Origin of the sequence: Actinoplanes auranticolor (assembly GCF_018332655.1) — a bacterium.
Taxonomy (GTDB): domain Bacteria; phylum Actinomycetota; class Actinomycetes; order Mycobacteriales; family Micromonosporaceae; genus Actinoplanes; species Actinoplanes auranticolor.
Genome location: NZ_BOQL01000029.1, coordinates 21668 through 35636, shown reverse-complemented (window position 1 = coordinate 35636; position 13969 = coordinate 21668). Strand labels below are relative to the sequence as shown.

Here is a 13969-nt window from a genome sequence, read left to right as displayed (position 1 = left end):
TTGTCAAAAGCGCATATGATCTTTTTGATTTACATCACCGAAGGCACAGGGTCAGATCACTTTCGCCACCACGACGGCGAACAGCAGCGCCAGCATGGTCACCCGGACCGCCCGGACCGCCGGCGACTGCACCGGCCAGGTCGTGAAGGTCAGCGCCACCAGGGCCGCGCCCAGCAGGAACAGCAGCGCGGCACCGATGATCCCGGGCAGGAACAGGCCGGCCAGCAGCACCGCGAGGGCCACCAGGAAGGCCGTCGTCGGGTTGACCTTGGCCAGCCGGCGCAGCAGGTTGTCGGACGGAGGTGGTGTCACGTCGGCCGTACTCCTTCGGTGCGTAGGCTCAGCCCATGCTGGTGCTCAACCGCTTCATCGTCCCGGGCGACACGCAGGACTCGTTCACCGAACGGGCGCACGCCGCCCTCGCCGCCCTCGCGGAACGGCCCGGTTATCTCTCCGGCCGGCTCACCCGCGCACTGGACGACCCCGCCTACTGGACCCTGGTCACCGAATGGGAGTCCGTGGGAGCCTACCGGCGTGCCCTCGGCGGCTTCGACGTGAAGGTGCACGCCACCCCGCTGCTGTCCGAGTCGCTGGACGAGCCGTCCGCCTTCGAGACCCTCGCCGCGGCCGAGCCCGGTGCCGCGGTCGTGGTCGTGGCCAGCGACCGGGCCACCGAGCCCTGGCGCTGAGCCGTACGCTGGATCCCATGACCCTTCTCGGGCAGCAGCCACCACCGCCGCCGCAGGGCCCGGGTGTCTTCCCGCCCTTCCCCGCCCCGCCCGTCGAGGGCCGGGGCCGGCGCCTCGGGCTCGGGCTCGGCCTGGGCGCGGGCGTGCTCGTGCTCGTCTGCGGCGCCGGGGTGGCCGCCGCCGCCGGGCTGACCCGGGTGATGAGCAGTGCCCTCAACGAGCAGGCCGAGGTGGTCGTGGGCGACTACCTGGAAGCCCTGCGCGACCGCGAATGGTCGCAGGCCTACGACCAGCTCTGCCCGCAGGCCAAGCAGCAGGAGACCGAGGCGCAGTTCACCAGCCGGGTCTCCACCGAGGAGGCGATCACCTCCTGGGACGTCGGCACCGTCGAACTGGTCCAGCTGTCCGCGCCGGTCACCGTCACCTACGCCGACGGCGATCGCGCCGACCTGCGCGCCTACCTCGGGCAGAACCGCCAGACGGGCGGCTTCGAGGTGTGCCGCGTCGAGGAGTAATCTCCTCATTTTGTCCGATCCCGACGTCCCCGCCGACAACCAGCCGGCGTAGGAGGAACATGCCCGCCGATCGTAGCGACGCCGTCGTCAGCCTGGCCAAGCGCCGGGGATTCGTCTTCCCCTCCAGCGAGATCTACGGAGGCACCCGCTCGGCGTGGGACTACGGTCCGCTCGGTGTCGCGCTGAAGGACAACGTCCGCCAGCAGTGGTGGAAGACGATGGTCCAGCAGCGGGACGACATCGTCGGCCTGGACTCCGCCGTCATCCTCGCCCGCGACGTGTGGGCCGCCTCCGGCCACCTGGAAGCGTTCGTCGACCCGCTGACCGAGTGCCAGTCGTGCCACAAGCGGTTCCGCGCCGACCACCTCGAGGAGGCGTACGAGCACAAGCACGGCACGCCGCCCGGGTCGCTGGCCGAGCTGAACTGCCCCAACTGCGGCAACAAGGGCACCTTCACCGAGCCGAAGATGTTCAACGGGCTGATGAAGACGTACCTGGGCCCGACCGAGAGCGCCGAGGGCCTGCACTACCTGCGCCCGGAGACCGCCCAGGGCATCTTCGTCAACTACAACAACGTGGCGACCGCCGCCCGCAAGAAGCCACCGTTCGGCATCGCGCAGGTCGGTAAGTCGTTCCGCAACGAGATCACCCCGGGCAACTTCATCTTCCGGACCCGCGAGTTCGAGCAGATGGAGATGGAGTTCTTCGTCCCGCCGGGCTCCGACGAGGAATGGCACGAGTACTGGCTGCAGCAGCGCTGGAACTGGTACCGCGACCTCGGCCTGTCCGAGAGCAATCTGCGCTTCTTCGAGCACCCGAAGGAGAAGCTCTCGCACTACTCCAAGCGCACGGTCGACATCGAGTACCGCTTCCAGTTCGGCGGCACCGACTTCGCCGAGCTCGAGGGCATCGCCAACCGTACGGACTTCGACCTGACCACCCACTCCAAGCACTCCGGGGTGGACCTGAGCTTCTTCGACCAGGAGAAGCAGGAGCGCTGGGTGCCGTACGTCATCGAGCCCGCGGCCGGCCTGACCCGCGCGGTGCTGGCCTTCCTGCTCGAGGCGTACGACGAGGACGAGGCGCCGAACACCAAGGGCGGCGTCGACAAACGCACGGTCATGCGTTTCGACCCGCGGCTCGCGCCGATCAAGGTCGCCGTGCTGCCGCTGTCGCGCAACCCGGAGCTGTCGCCCAAGGCCCGCGGCCTGGCCGACCTGCTGCGCAAGCGCTGGATGGTCGAGTTCGACGACTCCCAGGCGATCGGCCGTCGCTACCGCCGCCAGGACGAGATCGGTACGCCGTTCTGCGTCACGGTCGACTTCGACACCCTCACCGACGACGCGGTGACGGTCCGCGACCGCGACACGATGAAGCAGGAACGCGTCGCGCTGGACCAGATCGAGCGTTACCTGATCGAGCGCCTCCCCGGCTGTTGACGGAGGCACGTTCCGGCCCCGCTCCCGCACGTCGGGGCGGGGCCGCTTGCGTCATGGGGACAGCAGGGCCGAGGTCAGCCGCTCGGTGAGCCACTGCCTGGCCCGGGGGAGCGGCCAGGAGAGGTCGTCGGTCAGGGAGAAGTAGGCCGCGTTGCTGAGGTGGAACCACAGGATGTCGGTGGCCCCGGTGACGTTCACTCCGGGCCGCAGGGCGCCCAGGGCGGCGAGCCGGCGGGCCGTCACGGCGAGGCCGTTGCGCAGGCTCGCGTGGGCCAGGTCGAGGCTTTCCCGGACGGTCGGTTCCTGCGGGGCCACCGCGTACACCTGGCGCAGCAGGGGTGACCAGTCGGCGAACTTGCCGGCGGAGACGTCCACGATGGCCTCGATGAGGGCCCGGGGGTCGTCGATCGCCTTGAGATGCGCCAGGAGGTCCGTGTTGGCCGGGGACTGGGTGGTCGTCTCGATCAGGTCGCGGAGCAACCCGTTCTTGCCGCCGCCGACCGCGTAGACCGTCGCCGGTGCGACCCGCGCGGTCCGGGCGATGTCCTCCACCCGGGTGGCGAAATATCCGTTCGTCAGGAATAGCTCACGGGCGGCGGCCCGGATCGCGTCCTGGGTTGCCTGGGCGTACTCCGCCCGTCTGCCCGTTGTCACCGGGACATCGTAGACGTGCGTTCGTTCAGTAGAGTGCACTCTGATCAACAGAGGAGACTCCATGAATGTCGTTCTCGTCCCGGGTGCCTGGCACGGCGCCTGGTCCTGGCACGCGGTCGGGCAGCGGGTGCGGGCGGCCGGACACCGGGCGTACGCGATCACGCTGCCGGGTCTCGCCATGGGCGACGATCCCACCGGCCTGCGCCTCGCGGACGCGGTCGACCACGTCGTGGCCGAGGTCGAGCGCCGCGACCTGCGCGACGTGGTCCTCGTCGGGCACAGCTTCGCCGGCATCCCGATCACCGGCGCGGTGCCCCGGCTGACCGGCCGGCTCGCCGCGATCGCGTTCTTCAGCGCCTTCGTCCCGCTCCGGGGCCAGTCCCAGGCCGACGCGATGGGCCCCGAGCTCAACGGCTACCTCCGCGCGACCATCGAGAAGTCGCCGGACGGCACCGTCGCCGTGGACTTCGCGTCGTTCCAGGCCATGCTCATGCAGGACGAGCCGGAGCCGCTGCAACGGCTCGTGTACGACCAGCTGACCCCGCAGCCCGGCGGCTACATGCTCGACGCCCTGGGCGTCGACGGGGTGGGCGCGTCCGGCCTGCCCGTCACCTACGTGCTCGCCGAAAAGGACCTCGCGCTCGCCGCGCCGGGGGAAGAGCTGGCCGCCCGGGCCGGGGTCGAGCCGCTCCTGGTGCCCGGTACCCACGAGGCATTGCTGACCCACCCCGACGAGGTGGCCCGCGCGCTGCTGACCGGAATCTAGAAGACGAAACCGCCCGGCCGGTCGTTGCGGTCGGCGATCAGGCCGGCCAGGGTGGCCACGGCGATCTCGGCCGGGGTACGGCTGCCGATGTTCAGCCCGATCGGCCGGTGCACGCGGGCGATGTCCTCGTCGCCGACCCCCAGCTCCCTGAGCGCCGCGATGTGCGGCCCCTCGTGCTTGGGGTTGCCCATGATGCCCACCCAGCGCGCGTCGCCGGCCAGCACCTCCTTGAGCACCACGCCGATCTCCGGCCGGTGGTGGTCGGTCAGCACCACGTCGGTGTGCTCGTCGATGCCGGCCCCGGCCAGGTCGGCCACGTAGGTGTCGCCGTGCGCCACATCCACGTTTTGACTCTGCCAGATCCTCATGTGCCATGCTCGACGGCGTGACTCTCGCTCTTTCCGCCGCTCCGCTGACCCTGGGCAAGCACCAGGTGTGGCCGCCCGTCGTGCTCGCCCCGATGGCCGGCATCACCAACGTCGCGTTCCGTAAGCTCTGCCGCGAGCAGGGCGGCGGTGTCTACGTCTGCGAGATGATCACCACCCGGGCGCTGGTCGAGCGGATCCCCAAGACGCTGAAGATGATCGCCTTCGGCCCGGACGAGGATTTCCGCAGCCTGCAGCTCTACGGTGTGGACCCGGACGTGACCGCCGCGGCCGTGCGGATGGTCGCCGAGGAGGGCCTGGCCGACCACATCGACCTCAACTTCGGCTGCCCGGTGCCCAAGGTCACCCGCCGCGGCGGCGGCAGCGCCCTGCCCTGGCGGCGCAAGCTCTTCGGCCGCCTGGTCAAGCAGGCGGTCGACGCGGCCGCGCCGGCGGGCATCCCGCTCACGATCAAGATGCGCAAGGGCATCGACGAGGACCACCTGACCTACGTCGAGGCCGGGCTGATCGCGCAGGAGGCCGGCGTGGCGGCGGTGGCGCTGCACGCCCGTACGGCGGAGCAGCGCTACTCGGGCACCGCCGACTGGGACGCGATCGCCACCCTCAAGCAGGCGCTGGACGTGCCGGTGCTGGGCAACGGCGACATCTGGGAGGCCTCGGACGCGATCCGGATGGTCGAGCAGACCGGCGTCGACGGCGTGGTCGTGGGCCGCGGCTGCCTGGGCCGGCCGTGGCTGTTCAAGGACCTGCAGGCCGCGTTCAACGGTGAGGTGTCGCAGGAGCTGCCCAAGCTGGGCGAGGTCGCGGCGATCATGTCCCGGCACGCGCACCTGCTGGTCGAGGCCCTGGAGGACGAGCGGCACGGCTGCGCGGACTTCCGCAAGCACGTGGCGTGGTACCTGAAGGGCTTCCCGGTCGGCGGGGACCTGCGCCGTTCGCTGGCCATGGTCAGGTCGCTGGCGGAGCTGGACGACCTGCTCGCGAGGCTGGACCACGAGGAGCCGTTCCCCCGGGAGTCGCTGGGCCAGCCCCGCGGCCGGATCAACGCCCCGGGCAAGGTCTCGCTGCCGTACGGCTGGCTGGACAGCCGCGACGACGACACCGTCCCGGAAGGCGCCGAGATGGAGAACAGCGGCGGCTGAGACTCAGCCCTGGTGGCAGACGGCCTCCAGGTTGATGCCGTGCGGGTCGAGGACGGCGGCCAGATCTGGCACGGCGAGGTTGAGGTGGTCGATGCGGGATCCGGATCGGTTCATCACCGCAGCCTGGCAGCGATTGCGGACACCGGATGACCGGAACTCCGCGCCGGGCGGTGGCCCCGCGGGTAACCGGGAACGCCCGAATGGCTGATCTGGGGCGGGAACCGGACGCCCAGACTGTGCGAGTGAAAAACCCGACATCGACCTGGACCCGGCTGGCCACCGCGCAGAAGGCCGGCGTCGTCGCCGCGGCCGTCGTGCTCGCGGTCGCCGGCGTGACCGGCGTGGTCCTGGCGGTCACCGGCGACCCGGCGCCGCCGGCGGCCACCCCGGCCCAGCAGCCGGCCGTCTCCGCACCGGCCGCCGCCGCCACCTCCGCGCCCGCCCCGGCTCCGGCGGCCGGCAAGTCGCCCGGCGTGCAGAAGCGCAAGGTCACCGAGACCGAGCCGATCAAGTTCACGAAGCGGACGGTCAAGGACAACTGGCTGCCCAAGGGCGCCCGCGAACCACGCACTGCCGGCATCGACGGGGTACGGACCAAGACCTACGAGGTGACCCTGGTCGACGGCCGCGAGACCAAGCGCAAGCTGCTCAAGTCCGAGGTGACCCGCGAGCCGGTGCCCGAGGTCGTCGCGATCGGCACCAACACCGGCCCGGATGACAACGCCAACGGCTGACAGCGCCCGGCACGACGAACGGGGAGGACGCTCAGCGCCCTCCCCGTGACCGTGACCGGCTCAGACGTCGAGGTCGTTCTCGATGCGCTTGAGCTGGTGGCGGGCCATCGCCAGGTTGGAGCGGTCCCGGCGCAGGGCCACGTACAGGAACAGGCCCTTGCCCGAGCGGCTGGTCAGCGGCCGGATCAGGTGGTACTGGCTGTCCAGCGTGATGAGGATGTCCTCGATCTTCTCGGTGATGTTGAGCATCTCCATCGCCCGGAGCTTGGCGCGGACCACGTCGGTGTTGCCGGCCGCCGCGACCGTCAGGTCGAGTTCCTTGCCGCCTCCGACAGTGCCCAGGGCCATGCCGCTGGTGTGGTCGACCAGCGCGACCCCGACGGCGCCGTCGATATCCATGATCTCTTTCAGTGCGGTGTCCATGTCAGCCATGAGTTCCTCTTTCGTGAAGGGGGTGGGTCAGCCGGCTTGCCGGCCGCGGAAGGTGCTCTGCAGGGTGGCCATCGGCGTGCGCCGGGCCAGCGGTGTGGACGGCCCCATCTGCGTCGGGATCTCGGGGCGGGGCGGGGCCGGTGCCTGCAGGACGAGGATCTTCACCAGTCGCCGGACGGCCCGGCGGGCCTCCAGGTGCACCATGGCCAGGTTGGCGTTCCCGGAGGTGACCAGGGTCAGCAGGGCGTTCGGGCCCGCGGTGTACGAGGTGATGTAGCCGCCGTCGCACTCCACCACCGACTCGCGCAGCTCTCCGTGGTTCACGGCGTGCGCGAAGCGCCGGGCGAGCGCCAGGTGGGCGGCGGCCAGGGCGGCCAGGCTGTCCGGTTCGATGCCGTGCGCGTCGTGTGCGACCACCATGCCGTCGGCGGTGGCGAGGACACTGCCGGAGAGTTCGGGCACCCGGGAGCGCAGATTGCCGAGTTCCGTCAGTACCGCCGGATCCACCGTCATCCTGGGTCTCTCCTTCCTGGTCGGGCCGCACCGGCGGGGGAGGGGCCCGGGTCATCGCAGGGCCCGCAGTGCGGTGCGGATCCGTTTCAGCAGCACCTCGTCGGTGCCGGTGTGCATCTGGCCGGTGTCGGCGGCCACTTCCTTGGGCAGCTTCGCCCCGGGTTTGCGGCGGGCGAGCCGCGGTGCGTGCATGGTGGCCGGGTCGGTCTCCGCGGCCGGGCCGGGCGGGTCACCCGAGGCGGGGGCCGGTCGCGGCCCGGTGACGATGGGTACGGTCGGACCGTCCCCGGGCGACAGTGCCGGCCGGCGTACGTCCACAGCGGTGCCCCTGGCCCGCGGTAGCCGTACCAGATCGGGGTTGTCGCTGTCCCGCTCGCGGGCCGCGGGCAGCTCGATCAGGCCGAGTGCCGCCAGCCGGCGCAGCTCCTGGATCGTCGCGTAGCCGGCCCGGCCGAGCAGCTGGGCCAGGTCCGCCGGGGTGCGCTGGCCGTCGGCGTGCACCAGCAGCTCCCACTGCGCCGCGGTGATCGTGACCCGCTCGACCGGCGGGCGCGGCACCGGGATGACCGCCGCCGTGTCGAGCTGCGGATGCGGGTAGATCTCGTCCAGTAGCCGCGCGCGGCGGCGGGCCTCGCGGGTGACCGCCGCCGGATCGACCCGCACGATCGGGCCCAGCCAGTGCGTGGCGCCGTCCAGGAAGTCGACCGGGGCCGAGGCCGGCGACAGGGCGAAGTACGCCGCGTCGTAGGTCGCGCCGAGCACGCACAGCTCCAGCTCGCCCTGGGTGAGGTGGCCGTGGTCGAGCAGGATCCGCCCGACCTGTGCGCGGGAGGTGCCGGCGTCCAGCGCGGCCTGCCAGGTCCGGGCGGCCAGCCGGCCGGAGGCGGTCAGCAGCTCGCCGACGCCCGGTGCGGCGGCCGACTCGGCGTAGGTCACCTGACCCTCGATGAGGTAGACCGTGCCGCCGGGGTGGCCGCCGACGACGAGTGCGCCGGTCTGCCGCTCGCCCGCTGCCTGCGTGAGCAGGCGCCCGGGCGCAGCGGTCTTCGAGGGCTTCACCGTCACTCCTTCTCACCGGGTCGGTACGCGACATCAGGTCGCCACGAGTTCTTCGGCGAGGATCTGCATGCGGCGCCGGGCCACGGCGAGGTTGCCGCGGATCCGGTCCAGCCACACGTAGAGCACCAGCCGGCTGTCGAAATCGGTCTGGACGAGCCGCAGCAGGTGGTAGCCCCCCGCAGTCGTGATGATCAGGTCCTCGAGCAGGTCGTGCGGTACCGCCGAGACGAACAGCGATCTGCTCTGGGCGGCCTGCACGACGTCCGCCGTGCCCGCCGCCGCTGCGTCGTGGTCCTCGTTGGGTGCGGCTCCGGTCGTCGCGACCGGGAAGCCGGTGGTGTAGTCGACGATGCTGGCGCCGATCGCGCCCGGTATCGCCATGGCCTCCTGCAGGCAGTTCTCAACCCCGGGCACATCTCTCCTCAGCCGAGTGATGCTCCCGCCGTTCGCCGAGCCCGGCCGCTGGCGGGACTGCCGGGCTTCTTTGCCACGGTCGGCCGGGGTGGTGCTGGTCGCGGCCGGCGCGGATCTTGTCGTGCGCGCCGTCACAATGGGCCATCCTGCGGCCACCCCGATGGCCGCGGTCGCACCCGTTGTGCGTCATCCGGTGCGACGTTCATCTCGTTGTTGTTACGCGGGGGCGGGTCCGCCGGACCGCCCGCGGCCGGTGCGGCACGGGCCGGGCAGCGAGACGCTTGGCGGTCTGCGGGCCGAGCGCGCCGAGCTCGACCTGGGCCACCACGCCGAACCAGTGCCGCTCGCCCGGCACGAACCGCATCGGCGCCTCGTCGCTGCCCTGCAGCAGCGCGTGGGTGGCGGCGGTGATGGCGGCGACGACCCGGCACGCCAGCTCGTGGTGGCCGAGGTGGCCGGCGCGGACGAGGGCCCGGCCGACGGTCCCGCTCTCCCGGCCCGCCCCGTTCGCGGACTGCCACGCCCCCGCGGACAGCCGCCCGGAGGTGACCAGCCGCTCGCCGATGCCCGGGCAGGCCGCCGACTCGGCGTGCGTGATCCGGCCGGCGACCAGGTAGATCACCCCACCCGGGGCACCGCCGACGTGCAAGGCCCCGGTACGCCCGGACTCGGCCAGGTTGGTGAGCAGGCGGCGCAATGCGTTCACGGTGAGCTCTCCTCCGGCCGACCAGGCATCGACCTTTCCGTGGAGTCTCGGCCGCCGCCCGGGAGGAGGTCGCACGGACGGTGCGTTGTTCCGATCGTGGCCCGCCCGTCGCGTGCGCGTAACATCATCGCCACTTTCGATGGCGTCACGTGAAGGAGTGCCGATGCCCAGTCAGTGGGAGCAGGTCGTTGTCGACGCGGAGGATCCCGCCCGGCTGGCCCGCTGGTGGGCGGAAGCTCTCGGTTACCAGATCGTGCACGAGGAGCCGGACGAGGTGGAGATCCGGCGTACCCCGCAGACCCTGCCCGGCCTGCTGTTCACCCCGGTGCCGGAGGCCAAGAAGGGCAAGAACCGCCTGCACCTGGACCTGCGCCCGGACGACCAGGAGGCCGAGGTCGAGCGCCTGGTGGACATGGGCGCCCGGCCGGTCGACATCGGCCAGCACGACGTGAGCTGGGTGGTGCTGGCCGACCCGGAGGGCAACGAGTTCTGCGTGCTCTCCTCGCGCAAGCCCGCTAGTACGTGAACTGACCGATCAGTCCCTGGATCTCCCCGGCGGCCGCGCTGACCCGCTCGGCCGAGCGCCGGGTGGTGTTGGCCGCGCCGGCGGTCGCCCCGGTGGAGACCTCGCTGACGTTGCGGGCCATCAGTTCGGTGGTCGTGGACTGCTCCTCGACCGCCGCGGCGATGGTCCGCTGGCCGTCGTCGATGCGGGTGATGACCCAGCCGGGACGATGTCGCCATCATGTCGGTGACCGAGTGTGACACCTGCTGGGCGGCGCTGTCCGCGCTGCGGGCCTGCCCCGGGTGAGCGGATCGGACTCCACGCCATTCGCATCGCCCGACGGGACGGACGCCTTAGGGTGGGAGCATGACGGACGGCGATGCCCACCGCTGGGTGCGCGAGCCCGCCAAGGACAGCGGCTACGGGCGCACCCAGTACGAGCGCGACCGGGCCCGCGTCCTGCACTCGGCCGGCTTCCGCCGGCTCGCGGCCAAGACCCAGGTGCACACCGCCGGCTCCGACGACTTCCTGCGGACCCGGCTGACCCACTCGCTGGAGGTCGCCCAGATCTCCCGGGAGATGGGCGCCCGGCTGGGCTGCGACCCCGACGTGGTGGACGTGGCCGGGCTGGCCCACGACATCGGGCACCCACCCTTCGGGCACAACGGCGAGGCCGCGCTGCACGAGGCCGCCGAGGACTGCGGCGGCTTCGAGGGCAACGCGCAGACCCTGCGGGTGCTCACCCGGCTGGAGGCCAAAGTCGACGGCGCCGGGCTGAACCTGACCCGCGCCTCGCTCGACGCGAGCTGCAAGTACCCCTGGCCGCGCCGGCCCGGCCGGCGCAAGTTCGGGGTGTACGACGACGACCGCCCGGTCTTCGACTGGATCCGGCAGTCCGCCCCCGACGGCGAGCGACGCTGCCTGGAGGCCCAAGTGATGGACTGGGCGGACGACGTTGCCTACTCCGTGCACGACGTCGAGGACGGCGTGCACGGCCGCTACCTGTCGCTTGCACCGCTGCTGCACGACGCCGGCGAACGCGCCGAGCTGTGCGCCGACGTGGCCGCCACCTATTCGGACGAGACCCCCGAGGCGCTCGGCGAGGCGCTGCGGCTGCTGCTCGCCGACGAGGTGGTGACCGCCGTCGCCGACTACGACGGCGGCCACCGCTCGCAGGTCGCCCTCAAACGGATGACCAGCGTGCTGACCGGCCGCTTCGTCTCCTCGGCGGTCGGCGCGACCAACAGCCGGCACGGCTCACGCCCGGTCCGCCGTTACGACGTCGACCTCATCGTCCCGCGTACGGTCCGTAACCAGTGCGCCCTGCTCAAGGGCATGGCGTTGCGCTACGTGATGCGCGCCCGGGCCGCCGAGGACTGGTACGAACGCCAGCGCGAGATCCTCGTCGAGCTGGTCGCCGTGCTCGGCGAACGGGCGCCGGACCACCTCGACCCGATGTTCGCCGAGCTGTGGAAGGCCGCGGAGACCGACCGGGCCCGGCTGCGCGTGGTGATCGACCAGGTCGCGTCGCTGACCGACCCGGCGGCCGTCGCCTGGCACCGGACCCTGATGGCAGCGGGCCGGTGACGCGAGGCAGTATGTAGCCGTGGCGGGCAGGGTCAAGGACGAGGACATCGCGCTGGTCCGCGACCGGACCTCGATAGCGGACATCATCAACGAGACTGTGACGCTGCGCTCGGCGGGCGGCGGCAACCTCAAAGGGCTGTGCCCGTTCCACGACGAGAAGACCCCGTCGTTCACCGTGTCGCCCGCCCGAAATGTCTATTTCTGTCACGGCTGTGGGGCGGGTGGCGATGCCATCAAGTTCCTGATGGACGCCGAGCATCTGACCTTCATCGAGTCCGTCGAGCGGCTGGCCGGCCGGGCCGGTATCCAGCTGCGCTACGACGAGTCCGGCTTCAAGAACGAGGGCCCGCGCCAGCAGCCCGGGCAGAAGCAGCGGCTGATCGCCGCCCACGCGGCCGCCGCCGAGTTCTACGCCGGGCAGCTGAGCACCCCCGGTGCGCGCAAGGCCCGTGAGTTCCTGGCCCAGCGCGGTTTCGGCCGCGACGCCGCCGAGAAGTACGGCTGCGGCTTCGCCCCCGACGGCTGGGACCTGCTGGCCAAGCACCTGCGGCAGAAGGGGTTCACCGCCGAGGAGCTGACCATCGGCGGGCTGGCCAAGCCGGCCCGTTCCGGCTCGCTCATCGACCGGTTCCGCCGCCGGCTGCTGTGGCCGATCCGGGACCTGACCGGCGACGTGATCGGCTTCGGCGCGCGCAAGCTGTTCGACGACGATGACGGCCCGAAGTACCTGAACACCCCGGAGTCGCCGCTCTACAAGAAGTCGCACGTGCTCTACGGCATCGACCACGCCAAGCGCGAGATGGCCAAGCAGGGCCGGGCGGTCATCGTCGAGGGCTACACCGACGTGATGGCCTGTCACGAGGCCGGTGAGCCGACGGCCGTGGCGACCTGCGGCACCGCCTTCGGCATCGACCACATCGGGGTGCTGCGGCGGCTGCTGATGGACAGCGACAGCTTCACCGGGGAGATCATCTACACCTTCGACGGGGACGCGGCCGGGCAGAAGGCGGCGCTGCGGGCGTTCGAGGAGGACCAGCGTTTCGTCGGGCGTACCTTCATCGCGGTCAGCCCGGACAACATGGACCCCTGCGAGCTGCGGCTGGCCCGCGGTGACCTGGCGGTCCGCGACATGATCGCGAGCCGGGAGCCGCTGGTCGACTTCGCGCTGCGGCAGACGCTGGCGCGCTTCGACCTCGACACGGTCGAGGGGCGGGTCGAGGCGATGCGCCGGGCCGCGCCGCTGGTGGCCAAGATCAAGGACCGGGAGAAGCGTCCGGAGTACGCCCGCAAGCTCGCCGGTGACCTCGGGATGGATCTGGAACCGGTGCAGCGGGCCGTCGCCGCCGCCTCGTCGCCGGAGCAGTCCGGTGCGCCCACCCCGCGCAAGCCGGCCGACAGCCCGCAGCGCCTGGTGGAACGCGAGGCCCTGAAGCTGGCCCTGCAGTATCCGGTGCTCGCGGGCCCGATGTTCGACGCGCTCGGCCCGGAGTGTTACGGCGACCCGGTGTTCCAGGGCATCCGCAAGGCGATCGCGGCCGCCGGTGGCACCGCGACGGCCACCGGCGGGGCCGGCTGGATCGAGGCGGTCCGCGACCTCTGCGACGACCTGGGCGGTAAGGCCCTGGTCGGCGAGCTGGCGGTGGTGCCGCTGCACGTCGACGGCGAGGCCGATCTGCGGTACGTCCAGGTAACGCTGGCCCGTTTGCAGGTGGGTGCGGTCACCACCCGGATCAAGGAACTGAAGTCCAAGGTGCAGCGGATCAACCCGGTCGCGCACAAGGACGAGTATCTGGCTCTGGCCGGGGAGCTCTTCTCGCTCGAACAGCACGCTCGCGCGTTGCGCGACCAGGCGGCAGGTGGATTGTGAGTCTCTTTCGTCGGCGTCCGAAGCTTCCCGCCGCCCTGCGGCCGGCCCTCGAGGCGGAGGAGCGCGTCCTGGCGTGGGCCTTCGTCGGTGACCCGGGTGGTGAGCAGGTGCTGGTCGCGACCAACCGCGGCCTGTGGCTGCCCGGTGGCGAGCGGCTCGGCTGGCACGAGATCCACAAGGTGGCGTGGTCCGGCCGCGAGCTGGTGGTCACGCCGGCCGAGGTGGCCCAGGAGCGCGACGGCTACACGGTGCAGGTGGACGCGCCGGTGCGGGGCTTCCTGCTGCTGGAGCCGGGCGAGCTGCCGGATCAGGTGCGCACCCGGGTGACGCGGTCGGTCGCGTACACGTCGCACCACCCGCTGCCGCCCAACGGCGGGGTCCGGGTGGTCGGCCGCCGGGTCAGCGGGGTGGACGGCCTGAGCTGGGCGGTCCGCTACGACGCCCGCACGGCGGTGGACGCCGAGCCGATCATCGAGGTCACCGATCAGCTCGTCGGTTCGGCCCGGGACGCGACCACCCCGTCGGTCTGAACTTGTCGGACCCCCTCACTAGGGTCGGCCG

The 13969-nt window shown here is 71.6% G+C and carries 19 protein-coding genes; 10 read left to right on the top strand and 9 right to left on the bottom strand.

What is annotated here, in order from left to right:
* Positions 1-51: 51 nt before the first annotated feature.
* Positions 52-312, bottom strand: a complete 261-nt coding sequence (locus tag Aau02nite_RS19175) for a DUF6703 family protein (protein ID WP_212989871.1) — start codon at positions 310-312, stop codon at positions 52-54.
* 35 nt (positions 313-347) lie between these two features.
* Between Aau02nite_RS19175 and Aau02nite_RS19170 the strand changes: the two genes are divergently transcribed.
* Genes Aau02nite_RS19170 through Aau02nite_RS19160 form a run of 3 tightly spaced genes read left to right on the top strand, consistent with a single transcriptional unit; the run spans position 348 to position 2643 of the window.
* On the top strand, positions 348-689 hold the full coding sequence (locus Aau02nite_RS19170; RefSeq protein WP_212989870.1) for an antibiotic biosynthesis monooxygenase family protein: 342 nt from the start codon (positions 348-350) through the stop codon (positions 687-689).
* Positions 690-706: 17 nt separating this feature from the next.
* On the top strand, positions 707-1204 hold the full coding sequence (locus tag Aau02nite_RS19165; RefSeq protein ID WP_212989869.1) for a hypothetical protein: 498 nt from the start codon (positions 707-709) through the stop codon (positions 1202-1204).
* Between the two features lie 59 nt (positions 1205-1263).
* Positions 1264-2643 (top strand): glycine--tRNA ligase, encoded by a 1380-nt coding sequence (locus Aau02nite_RS19160; RefSeq protein WP_212989868.1) that lies wholly within the window; start codon positions 1264-1266, stop codon positions 2641-2643.
* 51 nt (positions 2644-2694) lie between these two features.
* On the opposite strand, the gene Aau02nite_RS19155 is transcribed toward Aau02nite_RS19160, so the two are convergent.
* Positions 2695-3297, bottom strand: coding sequence for a TetR/AcrR family transcriptional regulator (locus Aau02nite_RS19155; protein ID WP_212989867.1), 603 nt, complete (start codon positions 3295-3297; stop codon positions 2695-2697).
* A gap of 61 nt (positions 3298-3358) precedes the next feature.
* Here Aau02nite_RS19155 and Aau02nite_RS19150 point away from each other — a divergent pair, with 61 nt between their 5' ends.
* A complete protein-coding gene (locus Aau02nite_RS19150) occupies positions 3359-4063 on the top strand; it encodes an alpha/beta fold hydrolase (RefSeq protein WP_212989866.1) in 705 nt (234 codons plus the stop codon).
* On the opposite strand, the gene Aau02nite_RS19145 is transcribed toward Aau02nite_RS19150, so the two are convergent.
* A complete protein-coding gene (locus Aau02nite_RS19145; protein WP_246595268.1) occupies positions 4060-4407 on the bottom strand; it encodes an XdhC family protein in 348 nt (115 codons plus the stop codon). The two genes, Aau02nite_RS19150 and Aau02nite_RS19145, sit on opposite strands and share 4 nt — an antisense overlap.
* A gap of 29 nt (positions 4408-4436) precedes the next feature.
* On the opposite strand from Aau02nite_RS19145, the gene dusB reads away from it, so the two are divergent.
* On the top strand, positions 4437-5591 hold the full coding sequence (gene dusB / locus Aau02nite_RS19140) for a tRNA dihydrouridine synthase DusB (protein ID WP_212989864.1): 1155 nt from the start codon (positions 4437-4439) through the stop codon (positions 5589-5591).
* 242 nt (positions 5592-5833) lie between these two features.
* Positions 5834-6325, top strand: coding sequence for a G5 domain-containing protein (locus Aau02nite_RS19135; protein WP_212989863.1), 492 nt, complete (start codon positions 5834-5836; stop codon positions 6323-6325).
* Positions 6326-6385: 60 nt separating this feature from the next.
* Here Aau02nite_RS19135 and Aau02nite_RS19130 read toward each other — a convergent pair whose 3' ends face one another.
* The 5 genes from Aau02nite_RS19130 to Aau02nite_RS19110 all read right to left on the bottom strand — a co-directional run bounded on the left by Aau02nite_RS19130 (position 6386) and on the right by Aau02nite_RS19110 (position 9449).
* Positions 6386-6757 (bottom strand): hypothetical protein, encoded by a 372-nt coding sequence (locus Aau02nite_RS19130; RefSeq protein WP_203771023.1) that lies wholly within the window; start codon positions 6755-6757, stop codon positions 6386-6388.
* A 27-nt stretch (positions 6758-6784) separates the two neighbouring features.
* Complete coding sequence (locus tag Aau02nite_RS19125) at positions 6785-7270, bottom strand: roadblock/LC7 domain-containing protein (RefSeq protein ID WP_212989862.1); 486 nt, start codon at positions 7268-7270, stop codon at positions 6785-6787.
* Between the two features lie 51 nt (positions 7271-7321).
* Entirely contained in the window at positions 7322-8329 is a 1008-nt protein-coding gene (locus Aau02nite_RS19120; protein ID WP_212989861.1) for a DUF4388 domain-containing protein, read from the bottom strand.
* A gap of 33 nt (positions 8330-8362) precedes the next feature.
* The gene (locus Aau02nite_RS19115; RefSeq protein WP_212989860.1) at positions 8363-8743 is read right to left on the bottom strand and encodes a roadblock/LC7 domain-containing protein; all 381 of its coding nucleotides are present in this window, start codon (positions 8741-8743) and stop codon (positions 8363-8365) included.
* A gap of 202 nt (positions 8744-8945) precedes the next feature.
* Entirely contained in the window at positions 8946-9449 is a 504-nt protein-coding gene (locus Aau02nite_RS19110) for a DUF4388 domain-containing protein (protein ID WP_212989859.1), read from the bottom strand.
* A gap of 163 nt (positions 9450-9612) precedes the next feature.
* On the opposite strand from Aau02nite_RS19110, the gene Aau02nite_RS19105 reads away from it, so the two are divergent.
* Positions 9613-9975 carry a VOC family protein gene (locus tag Aau02nite_RS19105; RefSeq protein ID WP_212989858.1) on the top strand — a complete coding sequence of 121 codons (363 nt, stop codon included), beginning with the start codon at positions 9613-9615 and terminating at the stop codon, positions 9973-9975.
* Here Aau02nite_RS19105 and Aau02nite_RS47400 read toward each other — a convergent pair.
* Entirely contained in the window at positions 9965-10096 is a 132-nt protein-coding gene (locus tag Aau02nite_RS47400) for a hypothetical protein (protein ID WP_281420998.1), read from the bottom strand. The genes Aau02nite_RS19105 and Aau02nite_RS47400 overlap by 11 nt on opposite strands.
* Before the next feature lie 224 nt (positions 10097-10320).
* On the opposite strand from Aau02nite_RS47400, the gene Aau02nite_RS19100 reads away from it, so the two are divergent.
* From Aau02nite_RS19100 to Aau02nite_RS19090, 3 genes are read left to right on the top strand one after another with little or no spacing between them, the layout of a single operon-like run.
* Complete coding sequence (locus Aau02nite_RS19100; RefSeq protein ID WP_212989857.1) at positions 10321-11541, top strand: deoxyguanosinetriphosphate triphosphohydrolase; 1221 nt, start codon at positions 10321-10323, stop codon at positions 11539-11541.
* A gap of 19 nt (positions 11542-11560) precedes the next feature.
* On the top strand, positions 11561-13408 hold the full coding sequence (dnaG, locus tag Aau02nite_RS19095; protein WP_212989856.1) for a DNA primase: 1848 nt from the start codon (positions 11561-11563) through the stop codon (positions 13406-13408).
* Positions 13405-13938, top strand: a complete 534-nt coding sequence (locus Aau02nite_RS19090) for a hypothetical protein (protein WP_212989855.1) — start codon at positions 13405-13407, stop codon at positions 13936-13938. The genes dnaG and Aau02nite_RS19090 overlap by 4 nt, the downstream gene beginning before the upstream one ends.
* The last annotated feature ends 31 nt before the right edge of the window (positions 13939-13969 follow it).

Excerpts from the sequence above, each read along its gene's own strand:
- Aau02nite_RS19100 (WP_212989857.1), top strand. The coding sequence starts at position 10,321 with ATGACGGACGGCGATGCCCACCGCTGGGTGCGCGAGCCCGCCAAGGAC.
- Aau02nite_RS19150 (WP_212989866.1), top strand. The coding sequence starts at position 3,359 with ATGAATGTCGTTCTCGTCCCGGGTGCCTGGCACGGCGCCTGGTCCTGG.
- Aau02nite_RS19105 (WP_212989858.1), top strand. The coding sequence starts at position 9,613 with ATGCCCAGTCAGTGGGAGCAGGTCGTTGTCGACGCGGAGGATCCCGCC.
- Aau02nite_RS47400 (WP_281420998.1), bottom strand. The coding sequence starts at position 10,096 with ATGGCCCGCAACGTCAGCGAGGTCTCCACCGGGGCGACCGCCGGCGCG.
- Aau02nite_RS19125 (WP_212989862.1), bottom strand. The coding sequence starts at position 7,270 with ATGACGGTGGATCCGGCGGTACTGACGGAACTCGGCAATCTGCGCTCC.
- Aau02nite_RS19130 (WP_203771023.1), bottom strand. The coding sequence starts at position 6,757 with ATGGCTGACATGGACACCGCACTGAAAGAGATCATGGATATCGACGGC.
- Aau02nite_RS19170 (WP_212989870.1), top strand. The coding sequence starts at position 348 with ATGCTGGTGCTCAACCGCTTCATCGTCCCGGGCGACACGCAGGACTCG.
- Aau02nite_RS19165 (WP_212989869.1), top strand. The coding sequence starts at position 707 with ATGACCCTTCTCGGGCAGCAGCCACCACCGCCGCCGCAGGGCCCGGGT.
- dusB (WP_212989864.1), top strand. The coding sequence starts at position 4,437 with ATGCTCGACGGCGTGACTCTCGCTCTTTCCGCCGCTCCGCTGACCCTG.
- Aau02nite_RS19160 (WP_212989868.1), top strand. The coding sequence starts at position 1,264 with ATGCCCGCCGATCGTAGCGACGCCGTCGTCAGCCTGGCCAAGCGCCGG.